General features: G+C 66.2%; 16 protein-coding genes. 12 read left to right on the top strand and 4 right to left on the bottom strand.

Annotation, left to right across the window (positions count from 1 at the left end):
* Window positions 1–223 precede the first annotated feature (223 nt).
* Entirely contained in the window at window positions 224–1,765 is a 1,542-nt protein-coding gene (locus tag VGC77_RS07550; protein ID WP_331170955.1) for an acyl-CoA synthetase, read from the bottom strand.
* 311 nt (window positions 1,766–2,076) lie between these two features.
* Between VGC77_RS07550 and VGC77_RS07545 the strand changes: the two genes are divergently transcribed.
* The 5 genes from VGC77_RS07545 to VGC77_RS07525 all read left to right on the top strand — a co-directional run bounded on the left by VGC77_RS07545 (window position 2,077) and on the right by VGC77_RS07525 (window position 7,901).
* A complete protein-coding gene (locus VGC77_RS07545; protein WP_331170954.1) occupies window positions 2,077–2,742 on the top strand; it encodes a TetR family transcriptional regulator in 666 nt (221 codons plus the stop codon).
* A 744-nt stretch (window positions 2,743–3,486) separates the two neighbouring features.
* A complete protein-coding gene (locus VGC77_RS07540) occupies window positions 3,487–4,245 on the top strand; it encodes a 3-hydroxyacyl-CoA dehydrogenase (RefSeq protein ID WP_331170958.1) in 759 nt (252 codons plus the stop codon).
* 65 nt (window positions 4,246–4,310) lie between these two features.
* Window positions 4,311–5,438 carry an acyl-CoA dehydrogenase family protein gene (locus VGC77_RS07535; protein ID WP_331170953.1) on the top strand — a complete coding sequence of 376 codons (1,128 nt, stop codon included), beginning with the start codon at window positions 4,311–4,313 and terminating at the stop codon, window positions 5,436–5,438.
* 235 nt (window positions 5,439–5,673) lie between these two features.
* Window positions 5,674–6,915 (top strand): acyl-CoA dehydrogenase, encoded by a 1,242-nt coding sequence (locus VGC77_RS07530; RefSeq protein ID WP_331170952.1) that lies wholly within the window; start codon window positions 5,674–5,676, stop codon window positions 6,913–6,915.
* A gap of 287 nt (window positions 6,916–7,202) precedes the next feature.
* Entirely contained in the window at window positions 7,203–7,901 is a 699-nt protein-coding gene (locus VGC77_RS07525) for a nitroreductase (protein ID WP_331170951.1), read from the top strand.
* A gap of 335 nt (window positions 7,902–8,236) precedes the next feature.
* On the opposite strand, the gene VGC77_RS07520 is transcribed toward VGC77_RS07525, so the two are convergent.
* The gene (locus tag VGC77_RS07520; protein WP_331170950.1) at window positions 8,237–9,067 is read right to left on the bottom strand and encodes an enoyl-CoA hydratase/isomerase family protein; all 831 of its coding nucleotides are present in this window, start codon (window positions 9,065–9,067) and stop codon (window positions 8,237–8,239) included.
* A 199-nt stretch (window positions 9,068–9,266) separates the two neighbouring features.
* Here VGC77_RS07520 and VGC77_RS07515 point away from each other — a divergent pair, with 199 nt between their 5' ends.
* From VGC77_RS07515 to VGC77_RS07495, 5 genes are all read left to right on the top strand, one after another.
* Complete coding sequence (locus VGC77_RS07515) at window positions 9,267–9,950, top strand: cyclic nucleotide-binding domain-containing protein (RefSeq protein WP_331170949.1); 684 nt, start codon at window positions 9,267–9,269, stop codon at window positions 9,948–9,950.
* Window positions 9,951–9,963: 13 nt separating this feature from the next.
* Window positions 9,964–10,821 (top strand): DUF6537 domain-containing protein, encoded by an 858-nt coding sequence (locus tag VGC77_RS07510; RefSeq protein ID WP_331170948.1) that lies wholly within the window; start codon window positions 9,964–9,966, stop codon window positions 10,819–10,821.
* Between the two features lie 278 nt (window positions 10,822–11,099).
* Window positions 11,100–11,504 carry a DUF3307 domain-containing protein gene (locus VGC77_RS07505; RefSeq protein ID WP_331170947.1) on the top strand — a complete coding sequence of 135 codons (405 nt, stop codon included), beginning with the start codon at window positions 11,100–11,102 and terminating at the stop codon, window positions 11,502–11,504.
* 439 nt (window positions 11,505–11,943) lie between these two features.
* Window positions 11,944–14,148 carry a diguanylate cyclase gene (locus VGC77_RS07500; protein ID WP_331170946.1) on the top strand — a complete coding sequence of 735 codons (2,205 nt, stop codon included), beginning with the start codon at window positions 11,944–11,946 and terminating at the stop codon, window positions 14,146–14,148.
* Between the two features lie 130 nt (window positions 14,149–14,278).
* Window positions 14,279–14,683, top strand: a complete 405-nt coding sequence (locus VGC77_RS07495; protein ID WP_331170945.1) for a hypothetical protein — start codon at window positions 14,279–14,281, stop codon at window positions 14,681–14,683.
* Window positions 14,684–14,695: 12 nt separating this feature from the next.
* Here VGC77_RS07495 and VGC77_RS07490 read toward each other — a convergent pair whose 3' ends face one another.
* Window positions 14,696–15,022, bottom strand: coding sequence for a YkgJ family cysteine cluster protein (locus tag VGC77_RS07490; RefSeq protein WP_331170944.1), 327 nt, complete (start codon window positions 15,020–15,022; stop codon window positions 14,696–14,698).
* 58 nt (window positions 15,023–15,080) lie between these two features.
* The gene (locus VGC77_RS07485) at window positions 15,081–15,698 is read right to left on the bottom strand and encodes a pyridoxamine 5'-phosphate oxidase family protein (RefSeq protein ID WP_331170943.1); all 618 of its coding nucleotides are present in this window, start codon (window positions 15,696–15,698) and stop codon (window positions 15,081–15,083) included.
* A gap of 108 nt (window positions 15,699–15,806) precedes the next feature.
* Between VGC77_RS07485 and VGC77_RS07480 the strand changes: the two genes are divergently transcribed.
* Both VGC77_RS07480 and VGC77_RS07475 read left to right on the top strand, forming a co-directional pair.
* Window positions 15,807–16,706, top strand: a complete 900-nt coding sequence (locus VGC77_RS07480; protein WP_331170942.1) for a LysR family transcriptional regulator — start codon at window positions 15,807–15,809, stop codon at window positions 16,704–16,706.
* 90 nt (window positions 16,707–16,796) lie between these two features.
* Window positions 16,797–17,942, top strand: a complete 1,146-nt coding sequence (locus VGC77_RS07475) for an ABC transporter substrate-binding protein (protein ID WP_331170941.1) — start codon at window positions 16,797–16,799, stop codon at window positions 17,940–17,942.
* Window positions 17,943–18,226: the final 284 nt, after the last annotated feature.

Raw genomic sequence — 18,226 nt, 5'->3', positions numbered from 1 at the left:
GGGTTCGATGGAACGACGGACGAAGGCCCAAGCTGAGGTTCGGGCTTCAAAGCCCTCGGATGACCCGGTCTCTCGTCCGCCACCGCGCGAGACAGCCTACCGCCTCGCCCAGCAGAATTTAAGTTACAAGGATGACGGCGCGTTGTGGAGAGGCCGCAGAAACGCAGCACAAAAGTGCCGCGCAAAACGTCGCGCAGCGCGCGGTCCGGGGCAGGCGGAACCCCTACGCCGCGCTCTGCTGCTTCGGCCAATAGCGGTCCTTGAGGTGGCGTTTCACCAGCTTGCCGGTCGGGGTGCGCGGCAATTCGGCCTCGAAGTCGATGCTCTTCGGGCATTTGATCGGCGACAGTTTCTGCCGGCAATAGGCGATCAGCTCGGCGGCGAAGGCCGGGCCGGCGAGCGCCATGTCGCGCGGCTGCACCACCGCCTTGACCTCTTCGCCCATCTCCTCGTTGGGCACGCCGAACACCGCGACGTCGGCGATGTCGGGGTGAGTCAACAGCACGTCCTCGGTCTCCTGCGGATAGATGTTCACGCCGCCGGAAATGATCATGTAGCTCTTGCGGTCGGTGAGATAGAGAAAGCCCTCGGCGTCGAGATAGCCGACGTCGCCGAGCGTCGACCAGCCGCGGGCGTTGAAGGCGCGCTGCGTCTTCTCCGGATCGTTGTGATAGCAAAACGTCGGCGCGCCGGCGAAATACACGCTGCCGATCTCGCCGGCCGGCAATTCTTCGTCGTTGTCGTCCACGATCTTGATCTGGCCGACCACCGAGCGGCCGACGGTGCCGCGATGGCCGAGCCATTGCTGCGAATTCGACACCGTGACGCCGTTGCCCTCGGAGCCCGCGTAATACTCGATCAGGATCGGGCCCCACCAGTCGATCATCCTGGCCTTGACGTCGACCGGGCAGGGTGCGGCGGCATGGATCGCGCCCTTCAGCGAGGAGACGTCGTAGCGCGCGCGCACTTCTTCCGGCAGCTTCAGCATCCGCACGAACATGGTCGGCACCAGTTGCGACTGCGTGACCTTGTGCTTCTGCACCAGCGCCAGAAATTGCTCGGGCTCGAACGTCTCCATGATGATCGAGGTGCCGCCGAGCGTGATCGCCATCATGTTGAAGCGCAAGGGAGCCGCGTGATACAGCGGTGCCGGCGACAGATAGATGCTGTCGGCGGACATGCCGCACATCCCGGCGCAGAGAATTCTGAGGAACGGATTGGGCTGCTCGATCGGGGCGTTCTCGAAGGCGCGCTTGATGCCTTTCGGCCGCCCGGTGGTGCCCGACGAATACAGCATGTCATGGCCGGCGATCTGGTCGGCGATCGGCGTCGTGGGCTGCGCCGCCCGCGCTTCGCGCCAGCCGCGGAAGCCCGGCTCAGCGTCGTCGACGCTGAAAAATAAAACGCCCGGCAATTCGCCGAGCAATGGGGCCAGCGTGTCGGTGCCCATCGCCGAGGTGATGACGATACGGGCGCCGCAATCCCTGACGATGTAGCCGATCTCGTCCGGCGTCAGATAGCGGCTGATCGCGGTGTAGTACAGGCCGCAGCGCTGCGCCGCCCAGCAGATCTCCATGAATTCCAGCCGGTTCTCCAGCAGCAGCGCGATGTGGTCGCGGGCCTTGAGGCCGAGCGACCGAAACAGCTGCGCGCCCTGGTTGGAGCGTTCATCGAGCTGGCGGTAGGTGATCGACGCGCCCGAACCGGCCATCTGGTAGGCGATCTTGTCGGGCTGCGATTGCGCATGGATCGACGGATGGGTCATCGGCGTTCCTCCCTGGAGACGGCGGATTGGCCCCGCTCGTTGGCAATGCCTGCTCCCTGTTCGCCCTTCGCGATGGGGCGTTTGCTTTTGCAATCTTGCCGTGCCGGTGGTTGCGCCCGCTGCCGGCCTTGCGCTTGTCTCGATTCGCAACGGCGATCCGCCGGCCGGCTGGCACTGGTTTGTTGCGTGTTGCCGGGATGTTGGGCGGATTTAATGGCCCAATTAGCATTTAGTCAATCAGTCAATTAAACGCTTGAGCTTCGGCGCCGCTTCGGGTTATGTGCACATCACGTTGTCGATTTGGAATTGGAATGCCGCACCTCAGTACCAGCGTTTCGCATCGGTTTCCGGCGGGCAAGAACACCACCGCCGATCGGCTGTTGGTGGCGGCCGGCGAATTGATGACCGAGCGCAATTCCATCGACGTTTCGCTGCACGACATCGCGGTGAAGTCCGGCTTCAACGCAGCCCTGGTGAAATATCATTTCGGCAACAAGGACGGCCTGCTGCTGGCGCTCCTGGAGCGCGACGCCGCCACCGAGATGGCCAATCTGGAATATCTTTTGGCGCAGCCGATCTCGCCGACCACCAAGATGCGGCTGCACATCGCCGGCATGATCCGCGCCTATCACCAGTTTCCCTACATGAACCGGCTGATCCACCACATGCTGCACGAAAGCGGCCCGGAGGCCGCCGACGAAGTGTCGAAGTTCTTCGTCGGCCCGCTGCTCGACTTTCAGCGCCGGCTGCTGGCGCAGGGCGTCGCCGCCGGCGAATTCCGGCCGATGGATCCGGTGCTGTTCTACACCAGCCTGGTCGGCGCCTGCGATCACCTCTTCTTCGGCCGGCATTCGATGACGCGCGCGATCGGCGTCGGTCCGGTGACCGATCAGGTCTGCCGCGACTACATCGCGCATATGGAGACGCTGATCCTCGACGGCCTGCTACGGCCGGGGCGGGGCCCCGCGATCAGCTAGCGCTGAGTACGACGACACCAGGTTCAACAGACAACAGGTTCAACACCAAGAAGAAACGCCCAACACCCACTTCAACGACACCCCCCACTTCAATCAAAACCGCTCAGGAAACGCCCAAGGACAGACTTCAAACGAGTTCAAAAAAGAAGCGTCCAAGGACAGGTTGAACAACAAGAAACTGCGGAAACGCCCAAGGACACCATAAGGAAATCAATCGAGCAGCAAGACTCGGCGATAACAAAAACAAGACTGCCCCACCACCAACAACAAGACTGCCCCACCAGCAACACCACCATCGGAAACGCCCAAGGACTTTCTTCACGCGCTGACCGCGACACAGATCGGGGGAGCGCCCAAGGACTTCGCCACACCAAGACCAACAAGAAACACGGAAACGCCCAAGGACCCAGGGAGACTTCAAAGCAGACTTCAAAGCAGACGCTGAAGCAGAGTTTCAGCCGACGCGAATGAGACTGCGACAAGCAGCGACGCGCGATCCCGGCATCAGATCAGGACGCGCCCAAGGACGGACGAAACGCAACGAACAATAACGACCGATTTGGAAACGCCCAAGGACTTCCTTTCTCCAAGGTTGCCGCACACGCGATCAGCGTTTGAGGGCATCATGGCGAGGAGCGGCGAAGCATCAGGGTTTCGCAGCAGGCCGGTGGATTGCATCTGTCCGGCTGGCGCAGCGCGCCGCCCTCGCAATGCCGAAGCACGGGCCAGGAAAGGATCATGACGATGCAGTTGAAAGACGTCTCGGTGCTGATCACCGGCGGCGGCTCTGGACTGGGGGCCGCGACCGCGCGGGCGTTTGCCGGCAAGGGCGCCCGCGTCGCGGTGCTCGACATGAACAAGGACAATGCGGCGAAGGTGGCTGCCGAGATCGGCGGGATCGCCTGCGAAGGCGACGTCTCGGAAGAAGCGCCGGTGAAGGATGCCATCGCCAAAGCCGAAGTCGCGCATGGCGTGATCCGGGTGTTGGTGAATTGCGCCGGGATCGGCGGCGCGGTGAAGACCGTCGGCAAGACCGGCGCCTATCCGCTTGATCAGTTCAGCCGCATCATCAAGGTCAATCTGATCGGCTCGTTCAACTGCATTCGGCTGGTCGCCGAGCGGATGCAGAGCGCGCCGCCGATCGGCGAGGAGCGCGGCGTGATCATCAACACCGCGAGTGTGGCGGCGTTCGACGGCCAGATCGGCCAGGCGGCGTATTCCGCCTCCAAGGGCGGCATCGTCGGCCTGACGCTGCCGGTGGCGCGCGATCTTGCGTCGCTAAACATCCGCGTCATGACCATCGCCCCCGGCCTGTTCCTGACGCCGCTGTTGCAGGGACTGCCGGAGGACGCGCAGAAGAGCCTCGGCACCCAGGTGCCGCATCCGGCGCGGCTCGGCGATCCGTCCGAATACGCCGCACTCGCCGTGCATATCGTCGAGAACCCGATGCTGAACGGCGAGACCATCAGGCTCGACGGCGCGATCCGCATGGCGCCGCGCTAAGCGCCTGATCGATTCCGGAGACGACGCGCCCGCGCCTTGCGCGCGGTCAACATGGGGGCAACGCCATGAACTTCGATTTCTCCGACGAACAGAAACAATTGCGCGAACAGGCGCGGCGGTTTCTCGCCGAAAAATGCCCACCGCAGGCGGTGCGCGCGGTGCTCGAAGGCCACGCGCCCTACGACCGCGCGCTGTGGCAGGGCTTTGCCGAGCTGGGCTTCCTCGGCGTGGCGATTCCGGAAGCCTATGGCGGCGCCGGCGCAGGCCAGCTCGAACTCTGCGTGCTGGCCGAAGAGGTCGGCCGCGCGCTGGCGCCGCTGCCGTTCTCCTCGACCGTGTATCTCGCCGCCGAAGCGCTGCTGATCGCCGGCTCCGAGGCGCAGAAGCAGAAATGGCTGCCGCGGATCGCGTCGGGCGAGGCGATCGGCACGCTGGCGCTGTTCGAGGGCCGCGGCCAGCCGCAGCCGGCGGCGATCAGACTCAGCGCCAGCGGCGACGCGCTGACCGGCACCAAGTCGCCGGTGCCGGATGGCACCATCGCGCATGTCGCCATCGTCGCCGCGCGCACCGCCTCGACCGGCCGCGACAGCGATATCGCGCTGTATCTGGTCGATCTCTCCGCCGACGGCGTTGAGACCCGCGAGCTCGCCAATCTCGATCCGTCGCGCGGCCAGGCCGAGATCACCTTCAGCAACGCCGCCGCCGAGCCGCTCGGTGCTGCCGGCGAAGGCTGGAGCCTCGTCACCCGGCTGCTCGACCGCGCCGCGGTGCTGATCGGCTTCGAGCAGGTCGGCGGCGCCGACCGCGCGCTGGAAATGGGCCGCGACTACGCGCTCGACCGCATCGCCTTCGGCCGCCCAATCGGCTCGTTCCAGGCGATCAAGCACATGCTGGCCGACATGTATGTCGCGGCCACTTTGGCTCGCTCGAACTGTTACTACGGCGCCTGGGCGCTCTCTACCGACGCCGCGGAATTGCCGGAGGCGGCGGCATCGGCGCGGATCAGCACCACGCAGGCCTATCAGCTTTGCGCCAAGAACAACATCCAGGTGCATGGCGGCATGGGATTTAGCTGGGAGTTCGACTGCCATCTGTACTATCGCCGCGCCAACGCGCTGGCGCTGTCGCTGGGCAGCCTGTCCTATTGGGAGGACCAGTTGATCGAGCGGATGCGGCAGCGGAACGCGGCGTAGCCCTCATCCTGAGAGGCTGTCTGAAAGCGCAGTGAGTAGAGTCAGGGATTTTCGTCATTGCGAGCCGAGGGCGGCGCGCAGCGCCGAACGAAGAGCGAAGCAATCCAGGGGCATCACGCAGGCGCCTGGATTGCTTCGTCGCAAGAGCTCCTCGCAATGACGCGTTGAGCGCCTGTGCGCCACGGCGTGCTCGTCAATGAGAGGAACGAAGACAGCGCCAGAGAAGGGCCGTGCCATGAACTTCGACGACACCCCGCAAGAAGCCGCGTTTCGCGCTGAGGCGAAAGCCTGGATCGCCGGCAACGCGCCGAAACAATATGAGGAGGCGTTGCGCAAATCCTCGCTCGGCCGCCTCGCGCTCGACGGCGCCGATGCGCTCGAAGTCGCCAAGGCCTGGCAGAAGAAAAAGGCCGACGCCGGCTGGGCCTGCCTGCACTGGCCGAAGGAATATGGCGGCCGCGGCGCCTCGCCGATCGAGCGGGTGATCTGGCAGCAGGAGGAGGGCGCGTTCGGCAAGCTCAGCTTCCTGTTCATCATCGGCCACGGCATGTGCGGACCGACGCTGATGGCCTACGCCTCGGAAGAGCAGAAGCGGCGCTACCTGCCGCCATTGGCGTCGGGCGAACAGATCTGGTGCCAGTTGTTTTCCGAACCGTCCGGCGGCTCCGACGTCGCCGGCCTGCGCACCCGCGCCGAGCGCGACGGCTCCGACTGGATCGTCAACGGCCAGAAGATCTGGACGTCGGGCGCGCATTATTCGGACTACGGCATCCTGATCACCCGCACCGATCCCAATGTGCCGAAGCACAAGGGGCTCACCATGTTCTTCCTCGACATGAAGAGCCAGGGCGTCGAGATCCGGCCGATCAAGCAGGCCAACGGCCAGTCGGAATTCAACGAGGTGTATTTCACCGACGTGCGGATCCCCGACGCGCAGCGGCTCGGCGCCGTCAACGACGGCTGGAACGTGTCGCTGACCACGCTGATGAACGAACGCCTGTCGATCGGCGCGCAGATCACCACCGGCGTTCCGGAACTGTTCGATTATTGCAGCAACCTGATGTTGCAGGATGGCCCGGCGCTCGACGACCGCGCGGTGCGCTCCAAGCTGGCGAATTGGGCGGTGAAGGCCTCCGGTCTGAAATACACCAGCCTGCGCGCGATCTCGGCGTTGTCCAAGGGCGAGCGGCCGGGGCCGGAGAATTCGATCGGCAAATTGGTGGCGGCCTCGATGATCCAGGAGGTGGCGATGTATGCGCTGGAGCTGCAGGGCGCCGCCGGCGTGCTGTCGGGGCCGGAGGCCGAGGCCGCCGGCAAATTCCAGGCGATGCTGCTGCGCGCGCCCGGTACCCGCGTCGAAGGCGGCACCGACGAGATCATGCGCAACATCATCGCCGAGCGCGTGCTCGGTCTGCCCGGCGACATCCGGGTCGACAAGGACGTGCCGTTCAACCAGATTCCGACGCGGGGACGCTAGAGGCTATTCCGGTTCTGATAGAATCAGACCCGGAGCTCTAGATTGTTATTTTGACGCGTTTTGTTCAGGCGAACCGGGCCCCACTTTCGCTCGAAAACGCTATAGAGTTCACCTTTGCCTCTCGAGCCGTCACCCTGAGGTGCTCGCCGTTTTCGGCGAGCCTCGAAGGGCGACGGCGTCGCGTCGCGGGTTTCGCAAGACAGCATCCTTCGAGGCTCGCCCCGTCAGCGCGTAGCGCTGCCGGGCCGAGCAGCTCAGGATGACGCCGGGAATTGGAGAGATTGCGCATGACGTCCACTATCGCCGACACCGCCCCGATCGACGTGCTGGAATCTCTGCTGACGCAGCGGCATTCCTGCCGCGCCTACAAATCCGAACAAGTGCCGCGCGCGATCATCGCGCGGATTCTCGGCGCCGCGCAGCGCACCGCCTCGTGGTGCAACAGCCAGCCCTGGCAGGTGGTGATCACCTCGGGCGAGGAGACCGAGAAATTCCGCGACGCGCTGTATCCGGTGGCGGCGTCGGGCGTGGCGGCTGGCGGCGACTTCGAATTTCCGCGGGAATATCGCGGGGTGTATCAGACGCGCCGCCGCCAGAGCGGCTTTCAGCTCTATGACACGCTCGGCATTCGGCGGGGCGACCGGGCGGCCTATGCCAGGCAGATGCTGGAGAACTTCAGGTTTTTCGGCGCGCCGCACGTCGCCATCATCACCAGCGACGAGGCGCTCGGGGTCTATGGCGCGGTGGATTGCGGCGGCTATGTCGGTAATTTCATGCTGGCGGCGCAGGCGCTCGGCATAGCCAGCGTGCCGCAGGCGGCGCTGGCGATGCATTCGGCGGTGGTGCGCCAGCATTTCGGCCTCGGCGAGGATCGCCGCGTGGTGTGCGGCATCTCGTTCGGCTTCGCCGACACCGGCCACAAGATCAACTCCTATCGCACCAGCCGCGCGCCGATCGACGAGGTCGCGACCTTCGTGGGGGAGTGAGGCGCGATCTTTCTTCCCTCTCCCCTTGTGGGAGAGGGTGGCAGCCGAAGGCTGCCGGGTGAGGGGTAGCTATCGTTCTGTGGCCCGCCTCATCCGACGCGGACTTCGTCCGCGCCACCTTCTCCCACAAGGGGAGAAGGAAGAAGCGCGGTGCCCTCACGCACCTAGAGCTATTCCGGTTCTGATAGAATCAGAACCGGAGCTCTAGATTCTTATTTTGACGCGTTTTCTTCACGCGAACCGGGATCCACTTCGCTCGAAAACGCTATAGATACCAGACGCCAGGGTTGATGGGCCCCTGCCTGCACAGGGACGACGCGGTAAGAGGTAAGAGCTCAAAACCGCGGCGCGCGCTTTTCCTTGAACGCGGCGATGCCCTCGTTGATCTCGGTGCCTTGCATGCTGTCGCGGGCGCGCTGGTCGGCGGCGGCCTCGTCGAGCTCGCCGCGGGCGAATTCGTTGATCGCGCGCTTCATGCCCGCCATCGCCACAGGCGCGTTGCCGGCCAGAATGCTCGCCAGCGCATCGACCTCGGCGTCGAGCCGCTGCATCGGCACCAGCGCGGTGAGATAACCGATCCGCAGCATCTCGCGGGCGTCGATCTTCTGCGCGGTGAGGAACAGCTTCTTGGCGTTGTCGACGCCGAGCCGCGACACGTAACGGCGGATGCCGCTCTTGTAGTAGTGCAGGCCGAGCCGTGCCGCCGGCATGAACATCTCGCAGCCCGCGGCGCCGATGCGGAAATCGCAGGCCAGCGCCAGATCGGTGGAGCCGCCATAGACCCCGCCATTGAGCCGGCAGATCGTCGGCAGCGCCAGATCCTCCAGCCGGTTGGCGACCACCTCGAAGGCGGCGCCAGCGCTCGGCTGTGCGCCGTCGGCGGCGGCGCGTTCGGCGACCTTGCCGAGATCGAAGCCGGCCGAAAACGCCCGGCCGGTGCCGGTCAGCACCAGCACCCGCAGCGCGGGGTCGTTTTCGATTGTGTCGAACAGTTGCATGAGCGCGTCGAGGTCGTCCGGCAATAGCCGGTTGAGATGCCGCGGCCGGTTCAGCCGGATCGTGGCGCGGGCGCCGACAATCTCCAGCACCGGCGTGCTCTCGATCGGCGGATCGCTCGCGACCGGCTGGTTGCTCTCGGGGCTGTTGATTGCCGTCGCATCCGACATCTTGGTCTCCTGGCTTTCGGCGGAGCCTGCCCTGCGCGGGTGGCGGCCGTCAACGCCGCCCGACACAATCGATGCGCCGCCACGCAAGTTGCGGGGCGGCAATTTCGTCCGGATCAGCTATATTGTCGCCGCAAGCATCAACGCCCCGGCGATCGCCGTCCCGGGGAGCCGTGACTCCGCTGCCAGGAACTGTCGCCCCATGGATGCGCCCCATCTCGCCGTGCAAGCCGGTACGTTCTTCGCGTCGATCTTCGTCGTCGCCACCACCACCATGCGCACGATGATCCCGCTGCGGGTGTTCGGCATTATCACCAATGTGATCCTGATCACCACCTCGATCTTCAGCCACGCCTATCCGACGCTGCTGCTGCATGCGGTGCTGCTGCCGCTGAACGGCTACCGGCTGCACCAGATGTTGCAACTGGTGCGCGACGTCAAGAAATCGGTCAACAGCGACCTGTCGATGGAGTGGCTGAAGCCGTTCATGACCGAGCGGCGCTGCGACGCCGGCGAGGTGCTGTTCTACAAAGACGAGAAGGCCGAGGACATGTTCTACATCGTCAGCGGCCGTTACCGGCTGGTGGAATCCGGCATCGAGCTGCCGGTCGGCGCCATCGTCGGCGAACTCGGCATGCTGTCGCCATTGAACGAGCGGACCCAGACGCTGGAGTGCATCGAGGGCGGCACGGTGCTCGGCGTCAGCTATCGGCAGGTCGAGGAATTGTACGTGCAGAATCCGGAATTCGGCTTTTACTTCCTGCGGCTCGCCAGCGCCCGGCTGTTTCAGAACATCGACCGGCTGGAGCAGCGGCTGGCGGAGTACGCCGCGCCGCCGCCGGCTGCCGCGCCGGCGTCGATGCCCGCGGCGCCGGCGTCGACCTAGCGCGGGCCGCCCGGTGGCCGGCTTCATCGAGGCGATCCGCGCCACGCTCGCCGAATGGATGGGCGAGGACGGTCGCGACGCGCCGTTCCTGCCCGACGGCCTGCCGGAGGCGGTGCGGCCCGCGGCCAGCGACGGCGTGTTCCGGCTGATCGACTACCAGGGTCCCAGCTACGCGCAGCTCTATCTCGACCGGCTGCGGCGCTTCATCGGCCGCCGCGGCGTCGGCGACGCGCTGTTTACCGAGATCGCGCGGCTATTGGCGATCCGGATGTGCTATGAGGACGTGATCCGGCTGGCGCAGCTTGCTTTGCAACGGCCGCCCGGGCCAAGCGAGGTCAGGATCTTCCGGCTCGACGAGTTGCTGGCGACGCTGCCGGAAGTGATCGCCGAACCGGCGCTGGAGCTGATCGGCTGGGCCGGGCTGTCGCGTCGCAAGGTGCGACTGCGCTTCAGCACCGCGAGCTGGTTCGGGGTGCGCCGGCTGAAGCTCGAGGCCTCGCTGCGGCGCTGGCGGCTGTTGTCGCCGCGCTACGTCCGCGAACGCGCGCTGGTCGAGCGCTGGCTGCATATGATCGATCGCGCCCTGATCAAGCAGCCGGCGGCCGCCGCCGCGATCGTGCACACCGCGACCCTCATTCACGGCACCGGCGCGGCGCTGCGGCAGCGCCAGGCCGACTGGAATCTGATCATCGATCAGCTCGCCAAGCCCTGCTTCGACGGCGTGCTCGAACTGCCCGACCTCGCCGCCGCGATTGCCGAAGCGCGTGCCGCGGTGACGCGGGACCCGCAGCAGGCGGCGCTGAAGCGCCGCATTGCGGAGCTGAGGACGCAGGCCTCGGACGGGGTGGTCGACCGCAGCAAAGCGAGCTGACGTCGGGCGCGGGATCGCTGCTACTTTGTTACCGTTTTGTTCGGATGGATTCCGCCGCGGCCGTGCGGCGATCGCGCCCGCGCTGGTAGCCTTGCGAGGCGTAAAATCCCGCTCCGGGCGTGCATTTCACGCCTTGAAGTGTCATAAATTGCCGGGTTCGCGTGCATGGTCCGCGTGGTGCAGGTGCTGTGCTGCGATCGGCGGGGTGGACGGTCGGCGGCGCGATGCGCTCTGTCGATTGCGCTGCCGTTCGTGTCCAGCCAGCAAAGGGCGCTCGCTTGTTGTTTCCATCATTATCGTCTTCGGTCGCCGTGGGCGCGCTGAGCGGATGGATGCTGGTGCTCACCGCCAAGCATGTGGTGGCGGATTTCTTCCTGCAGACCCATTGGATGGCGATCGGCAAGGACGGCAAGACCGGCTGGGCCTGGCCATTGTTGGTGCATTGCTCGATTCATCTGGCGCTGACCACCGCGCTGATGCTGATCCTGGCGCCGCGATTTTGGTTCATCGGGCTGATCGATTTTGCGATTCACATCCTGATCGACCGCGCCAAGGGCTTCTGCGTCGCCACTTTCGACGTCACCCGCGATCACCCATGGTTCTGGTGGCTGATCGGCACCGACCAGGCGCTGCATCATCTCACCGGCTTTGCGCTGTCGATCTGGCTCGCGGTCAATGCGTGAAACCCAGTCATTCCGGGGCGGGCGCAGCGCAGCTGCGCGCGACCCCGGAATCTTGCAACGAGTCCGTCGCAGCAGCGCCGTGGCATGGCGCGAGATTCCGGGTTCGCTCGAGCTATCGCTCTCGCGCCCCGGAGTGACGGCGCGGGATGGGCCTGCGCCCGCCGAGTCCTAGCACGCAAGCGCCAGCCAGCATCGCCGGCAGCGAGCCACTCAGCACGCCGATCTTCATCGCCGTTTCCCATCGCCAGCGCGCCGCTGACGGTCAGAATCACGCCGCCGCCGGCTGCCGCCGCGCCAGCAGCCGGCGCGACCTAGTAACTGTACGCGCTCGGAAATTAACGATATCGCGGGGCGAGGTAGCTATGCTGTCCGGGCGGCAGGAACCTCTCGACGAAGCGGTGTTCGCGAAGGAGGCCGGCATTCGCAACACGCGTGGACCATGGCCTCGTTCCTGCAATCACAGCTTGATTTCATCTTCTTCTTTTACGGCATGGCCTTCATCCTGCTCGGCGCCGCCTGTTTGGCGATCGCGCGCGGCGGGCTCGGCGGCACCGTCGATATTTGGCTGTTCGGGACGTTCGCGCTGATTCACGGGCTGGCCGAATGGCTCGACCTCGGTGCGCTGATACTCGGCGACAGCGCGCCGTTCGAGGCGCTGCGGCTTGCGGTGATGACGGCGTCGTATCTGTTCCTGGTGGAATACGCCCGCAGGGGCGCGATCCGGCTCGGATACAAACTGCCGGACACCTGGATCTATCTGTCCATCATCGGACTGATTGTCGGCGCCGGCATGCTCGGCGGCCTGTCCGCGTCCAACGCCGTGGCGCGCTACAGCCTGGGTTTCGTCGGCGCGATCGGCGCCAGCCTGGTGGTGGCGCAACGCGCCCTGCTGCATCCGCCGGTCAGCCGGCGCCTGCTGACGCTGCTGGCGATGGTGCTGGCGATCTACGGCGTGGCGGCCGGCATCATTGTCTCGCCGGCGCCGTTCTGGCCGGCCAACGTCCTCAATCGCGATGGTTTTATCGAACTGACCGGCATTCCCATCCAACTGGTGCGCGGTTTGCTCGCTTGTGCGCTCACCGCGCTGTGCTGGGCGTTCTGGAGCCAGGCGCTGGTCGATACGGTGGCCTCGGCGCGCTACACCGCGTATCTGCGCCGCCAGTTCATCTGGACGATGGTCGCGATGGTCGTGATCCTTGCCTGCGGATGGGTACTGACCAGTCGTCTTGGCAGCAGCTACAAACATAATCTCGAGGCGGAGGCCCGCGGCGACGCCGAACTGCTGGTCAATCGTGTAGCCAGCGAGGCCGCGGTGCTCGACGCCATGGTGAAATCGCTCGCCGCCTCGCCGGCGCTGCCGGTGCTTCTCGGCGGCGGCGGCTCCGGAACCGAACAGCGGGTGCTGGAGGCGCTGCAACTCGACGTCGAGGCGGCCGGTGCGCTGTTCGGCCTAGTGCTCGACCCCTCCGGTGCGGTGATCGCCTCCTCGGATCGCCGCGAGGCGGTAGATCGCGGCCTGCCGAGCGAAGCGGCCGAGGCGTATTTCCAGAACTCGATGGCCGGGCTGGCCGACCGTCGCTTCGAACGCGATCCGACCACCGGAATGCGAACCTACGGCTCCAGCATGCCGGTTCGCGGCGCCGACGGCCGCGTGATCGGCGTCGTGGTGCTGAAGAAGTCGCTGGAGCGACTCGAAACCAGCCTGTTGTCGTTCGACCAGGCGTTCTACTTCGTCAACGCCGACGGCGTGGTGATGCTGTCCAATCGCACCGAGATGCTGCGCAGCACGCTATGGCCGCGCCCGGCGCACGATCTGCGGTCGGGGCCGGGGCGGCAGGCCAAGACCATGATGCCGCGCGAGATCGTCGAGTCGGTCTGGACCACCGCCGACGGCGTGCCGGCCTACGTGCTCTGCCGGCCCGGCGGCGAGGGAGAATGGTCGCTGCTGATCGTGTTTCCGGTCACCGGCATCTTCCCCACCCGGTTTCTCGGCATCGTCATCACGCTGCAGTTCTCGATCATGGCACTGTTCTACTTCTACGGCCGGGAGCACGGCATCCGCGACAGCATCCAGGCCGAAAAAAGCCTCGAACTGCAGGAGCTGGCGCGCGGCCTGCGGCTGCAGGCCACCACCGATCCGCTGACCGGAATGTTCAACCGCCGGGTTTTCAACGAGGGGCTGGACGCGCAGATCGTGCGTTTCAATCGCCACCAGACGCCGTTCTCGTTGCTGATGTGCGACGTCGATCACTTCAAGGAGGTCAACGACGTCCATGGTCATCTGATGGGCGATCGGGTGCTGGTGCGGCTGTCCAAGATCCTGTCGCGCAGCGTTCGGCAGAGCGATTTCCTGGCGCGCTGGGGCGGCGAGGAATTTTCCATCCTGCTGGTCGGGGCCGACGAGGACGCCGCGGTGCGGTTCGCCGAGAAGCTGCGCACCACCATCGCCAGCACCGGCTTCGATGAGGTCGGCAGGCTGACCTGCAGTTTCGGCGTCGCCGAATGCGTGCTCGGCGACGTCCCGGAGGTGCTGCTGGCGCGGGTCGACAACGCGCTCTACCGGGCTAAGATGAACGGCCGCAACCGCGTCGAGGCGGCGCGGCCGCCCTTGGCCGACGCGCCGGAACTGGCGCCGATCGCATGATCGTGACCGGCCGGTTCCGTGGCCACTCTGATTCGTCGATGAATTTCAAGACCCTGGTAACGGTAACAGGTGGTTCGGTTAACCCCTCGTTAACGAATTGCCCTGCATTCTCTGGTTGTGGAGAAAGCGCATGTGGTCCAGTCGAGAAGCGTTTGAGAACGATTTCTGCCCGGTCCGCGAGGATCTGCTTGGCGAGATGTATCGCGCCAGCGAAAGCGGACTTCCGCAACTTGTAGAGAGCGTCTCGTCCGAGGTTCGGGCGATGCTGGCGCTGTTCTGCTACCGCCGCAGCCATCTGCATTCGCTGGCGCTGTCGATCGCCTCGAGTTGCGAGGAGCGCGAGCTGATCCAGCTCGGCGGCCGCGTCGGTTCGACGCTGTACGCATTGTCGCGCGACGCCAAGGCGTTCCGGCCGACCGCGGCGGCCTATTCCGGCCACCGCAAGCCGATCACGCTGTCGACCAAGCCGTTGTCGAGCTTCCCGCAGATCGCGCACGATCTCGACGACGATCTTGGCCACGCCGCGTCGGCCTGACGGGGCGACTGATCAGGCTGCGTTGAGCGGCGGCAGGCCGTAGCGCCGGCGCGCCATGGCGCATTCCGGATCGCCAGGCTGGCAGGTGCGGCACACCTCCGGCCGCAGCTGATAGATCCCGCACGCCGTGTTGACCCCGATTTGCCCGGTCAGCGCGCTGCAGCGCTGGCCGTCGCAGCGCATCCCCGACAACCGCGCATTGACGAACTGCTCCGGAATGCGATCCAGCGCGGCGTCGTCCTCGGTGGTGAAGCGCGGCCAATTCTCCGAATAGCCGCAGCAGGCGCCGCAGGGTTGGCACGGGCTGTCCGCGGGCGGGGGCAGGGTGTCGCTGGTCATGCCAGCGCTTTAGCGCGAACGTCGCGCGCGGGATAGCGGGTCGTTGCCGCGGGTGCCGTCAGGCATCGGCGCGTTGTGCCGCCAGCGCCGCCTCGAGTTCCGCGATCCGGGCGTCGCGCGAAGCCAGCGCTGCGGCGACGTCGGCGGCATCGAATTTCTGCGGAATGTGCTGCGGGCAATTGCTGTCCCAGGCAGTGATCTTGAACACGATCGCCTGCTCCGGCCGCGCCCGGTAGCTCGGCGGCATCAGCGCCCGCAGCAGCGCCGGATCGTCCTCCACCACGCGGGCTTCGCCCCAGATCTTGATGCGCTGGCGATGCGCGTAGTCGATCAGGAAAATATGCGCCTTGGGATTTTCCGACAGATTGCCCTGGGTGATGTATTGCCGGTTGCCGGTGAAATCGGCGAACGCCAACGTCTGCGGATCAAGCACGTGGATGAAGCCGGCGGGGCCGCCGCGATGCTGCACATAGGGCTGGCCGTCGGCCGACGCGGTGGCGAGAAAAAAGCTGGTCTGTGCCGCGAGGAAGCCGGCGAGGTCGTCATCGACCACGCTCTTCCAGCCGCCGTGCTGCTCCACCCTGGCATAGCCTTCGCGCGACCCCTTGCGGGTCTGGATCGCCTTCACCGCGGGCGTGAAGGCGACGTCGCTGGAATAGCTGTGAGTGTCACCCATCGGATGTGCTCCCGGTCATGGTGCGCTGTGGGGCCAATATGGGTCGCCGGCCGCGCGCAGCAATCGGCGGCATTGACACTTCATTGTTGCAGGATATGAAATGCTGCCATGGACCGCCTCGACGCCATGACCGCCTTCGTCGCGGTCGCCGACCTCACGGGTTTCGCGCCGGCGGCGCGCAAGCTCGGGTTGTCGCCGTCGGCGGTGACGCGGCTGGTCGCGGCGCTGGAAGACCGCGTCGGCGCCAGGCTGCTGCAACGGACCACGCGCTCGGTGACGCTGACCGATGTCGGCGCCCGCTATCTGGAGCGGGCGCGGCGGATCCTCGCCGACGTCGAGGAGGCGGAAAATTCGGCGCAGGCTGAGCGCACCCGGCCGGCCGGGCGGCTGGTGGTGTCGGCGCCGGTCGGCTTCGGCCGGGTCCATGTCACGCCGCTGATCTCGGCCTGGCTGAAGCGCTATCCCGAGGTCGCCGGCGAATTGCGGCTGACCGATCGCGTCGTCAACCTGGTCGAAGACGGCGTCGACTGCGCGATCCGGATCGGGCATCTGCCGGATTCCAGCCTGGTGGCCCGCGCGGTCGGCGAGATGCGGCGGATCGTGGTGGCGTCGCCGGACTATCTCGCGGCCCGCGGTGTGCCGAAGACTCCGGCGGCGCTCGCCAAGCACGACACCATCCAGTTCGGCGCGCTGGCGGCGGCGCCGGACTGGCGCTTCGATGACGCCGGCCGCGAAATCCGCATCGCCTGCACCCCGCGCTTCACCACCAACGTCGCCGACGCCGCGATCTGGCATGCCGAGCAGGGCGGCGGGCTGACGCGCGTGCTGGCCTATCAGGCCGCCGACGGGCTTAGCGCCGGGCGCTTGAAAGTGGTGCTGCGCAAATTCGAGCCGCCGCCTTTGCCGATCCACATCGTCTATCCGACCTCGCGGCTGTTGTCGGCCAAGGTGCGCACCTTCATCGATCTGGTGATCGAGCGTGCGGATTGGCGGTTCGCCGCGCGCTGAGCGCATCCCCGTTCAGGCGCATGCCGCTTGACGAAACCGCCGCCAGCCGGTTCGATCGACCCCAACAAATCACGATCGCAAGGGGAGAGCATGCGCGGGCTTGGCGTTGTGGCATTGCTGCTGGCGGCCGTGGCGCAGCCCGGCGCGGCGCGGGCGGAGAGCGGCGACATCGTCGTCGGGGTCTCGATCGGCACCACGGGACCCGCAGCGGCGCTCGGCATTCCGGAGCGCAACGCGCTGGAATTCGTGCCGAAGCAGATCGGCGGCTTTGCGATCAAGACCATCGTGCTCGACGATGGTGGCGATGCCGCGGCCGCGACCGCCAACGCGCGGCGCCTCGTCGGCGAGGCCCGGGCCGACATTCTGATCGGCTCCTCGACCACGGCGCCGGCGCTGGCGATCGCCGCGATCGCTCAAGAGGCCGGGATTCCGCATTTCAGCCTGGCGCCGCTGCCGTTTACGCCGCAAATCGCGAAGTGGTCGGTTGCGATGCCGCCGCCGGTGCCGCTGGTCGGAGAGGTGCTGTATCTGCACATGAAGGCGCATCACGTCAGAACCGTCGGCTATCTCGGCTTTGCCGATGGCTATGGCGATCAGTGGTACGCCGATTTGAAGGCACAGGGCGTGCCGCTCGGCTTCAGTATCGTCAACGACGAGCGGTTTTCACGCAGCGATACGTCGGTCGCCGCCCAGGCGGCGAAACTGGTGGTGGCCCATCCCGACGCGATCCTGGTCGGCGCTTCCGGCACCGCCGCGGCGATGCCGCAGATCGGCTTGCGCGACGCCGGCTACAAGGGGCTGATCTACCAGACCCACGGCGCCGCGGTGGCCGATTTCATCCGCATCGCCGGCGCCGCGGCGGACGGCGTGGTGATGGCGTCCGGCCCGGTGATGGATCCGGAAGGCCAGCCCGACAGCGCGCCGACCAAAAAGCCCGGGCTTATGCTGAACGAGGCCTATGAGAGCAAGTACGGGCCGAACAGCCGCAGCGCGTTCGCCGGCTATGCCTCCGACGTGTTCGTAGTGCTGAAGCGGGTGGTGCCGGTGGCGCTGCAGACGGCCAAGCCCGGCACCGCGGAATTCCGCGACGCGGTCCGCGCCGCGTTGCTCACCGAGCGCGAGATCGCCGCCAGCCAGGGCGTCTACAACTTCACCGCGACCGACCGCTTTGGCCTCGACGCCCGCGCCCGCATCCTGCTGACGGTCAAGGACGGCAAATTCGTCGCGGCGGAGTAGGGCTGGGCTGCGGCGAAAGAACGCGCTGCTGCGGCGGTGCTGATGCGGCGGTGCTTGGCGTCGTCGTTGCAAGTTCGCACGCCTCCTCACGCGCTTCCGAGAGACCGCAGCGCCTCTGCTCCCCGCCCCGCAAGGGCAGGGCGATCGCACATGGATTTTCGCAGGCCATTGCCTCGCAGCTCTCTTCACCCTCCCCTGGAGGGGGAGGGTCGGCGGTGACCGCGCGAAGCGCGGTGCACGCCGGGGTGCGGTGAGCAGCGTGCACGGCGGATGAATTCTTCGCC

It is taken from the genome of Rhodopseudomonas sp., assembly GCF_036404135.1.
Taxonomy (GTDB): domain Bacteria; phylum Pseudomonadota; class Alphaproteobacteria; order Rhizobiales; family Xanthobacteraceae; genus Rhodopseudomonas_A.
This window is presented reverse-complemented; position numbering and strand designations above follow the sequence as displayed.

Coding starts and splice junctions, on each gene's coding strand:
- VGC77_RS07550 (WP_331170955.1), bottom strand. CDS start 1,765: ATGACCCATCCGTCGATCCATGCGCAATCGCAGCCCGACAAGATCGCC.
- VGC77_RS07545 (WP_331170954.1), top strand. CDS start 2,077: ATGCCGCACCTCAGTACCAGCGTTTCGCATCGGTTTCCGGCGGGCAAG.
- VGC77_RS07540 (WP_331170958.1), top strand. CDS start 3,487: ATGCAGTTGAAAGACGTCTCGGTGCTGATCACCGGCGGCGGCTCTGGA.
- VGC77_RS07535 (WP_331170953.1), top strand. CDS start 4,311: ATGAACTTCGATTTCTCCGACGAACAGAAACAATTGCGCGAACAGGCG.
- VGC77_RS07530 (WP_331170952.1), top strand. CDS start 5,674: ATGAACTTCGACGACACCCCGCAAGAAGCCGCGTTTCGCGCTGAGGCG.
- VGC77_RS07525 (WP_331170951.1), top strand. CDS start 7,203: ATGACGTCCACTATCGCCGACACCGCCCCGATCGACGTGCTGGAATCT.
- VGC77_RS07520 (WP_331170950.1), bottom strand. CDS start 9,067: ATGTCGGATGCGACGGCAATCAACAGCCCCGAGAGCAACCAGCCGGTC.
- VGC77_RS07515 (WP_331170949.1), top strand. CDS start 9,267: ATGGATGCGCCCCATCTCGCCGTGCAAGCCGGTACGTTCTTCGCGTCG.
- VGC77_RS07500 (WP_331170946.1), top strand. CDS start 11,944: ATGGCCTCGTTCCTGCAATCACAGCTTGATTTCATCTTCTTCTTTTAC.
- VGC77_RS07495 (WP_331170945.1), top strand. CDS start 14,279: ATGTGGTCCAGTCGAGAAGCGTTTGAGAACGATTTCTGCCCGGTCCGC.
- VGC77_RS07490 (WP_331170944.1), bottom strand. CDS start 15,022: ATGACCAGCGACACCCTGCCCCCGCCCGCGGACAGCCCGTGCCAACCC.
- VGC77_RS07485 (WP_331170943.1), bottom strand. CDS start 15,698: ATGGGTGACACTCACAGCTATTCCAGCGACGTCGCCTTCACGCCCGCG.
- VGC77_RS07480 (WP_331170942.1), top strand. CDS start 15,807: ATGGACCGCCTCGACGCCATGACCGCCTTCGTCGCGGTCGCCGACCTC.
- VGC77_RS07475 (WP_331170941.1), top strand. CDS start 16,797: ATGCGCGGGCTTGGCGTTGTGGCATTGCTGCTGGCGGCCGTGGCGCAG.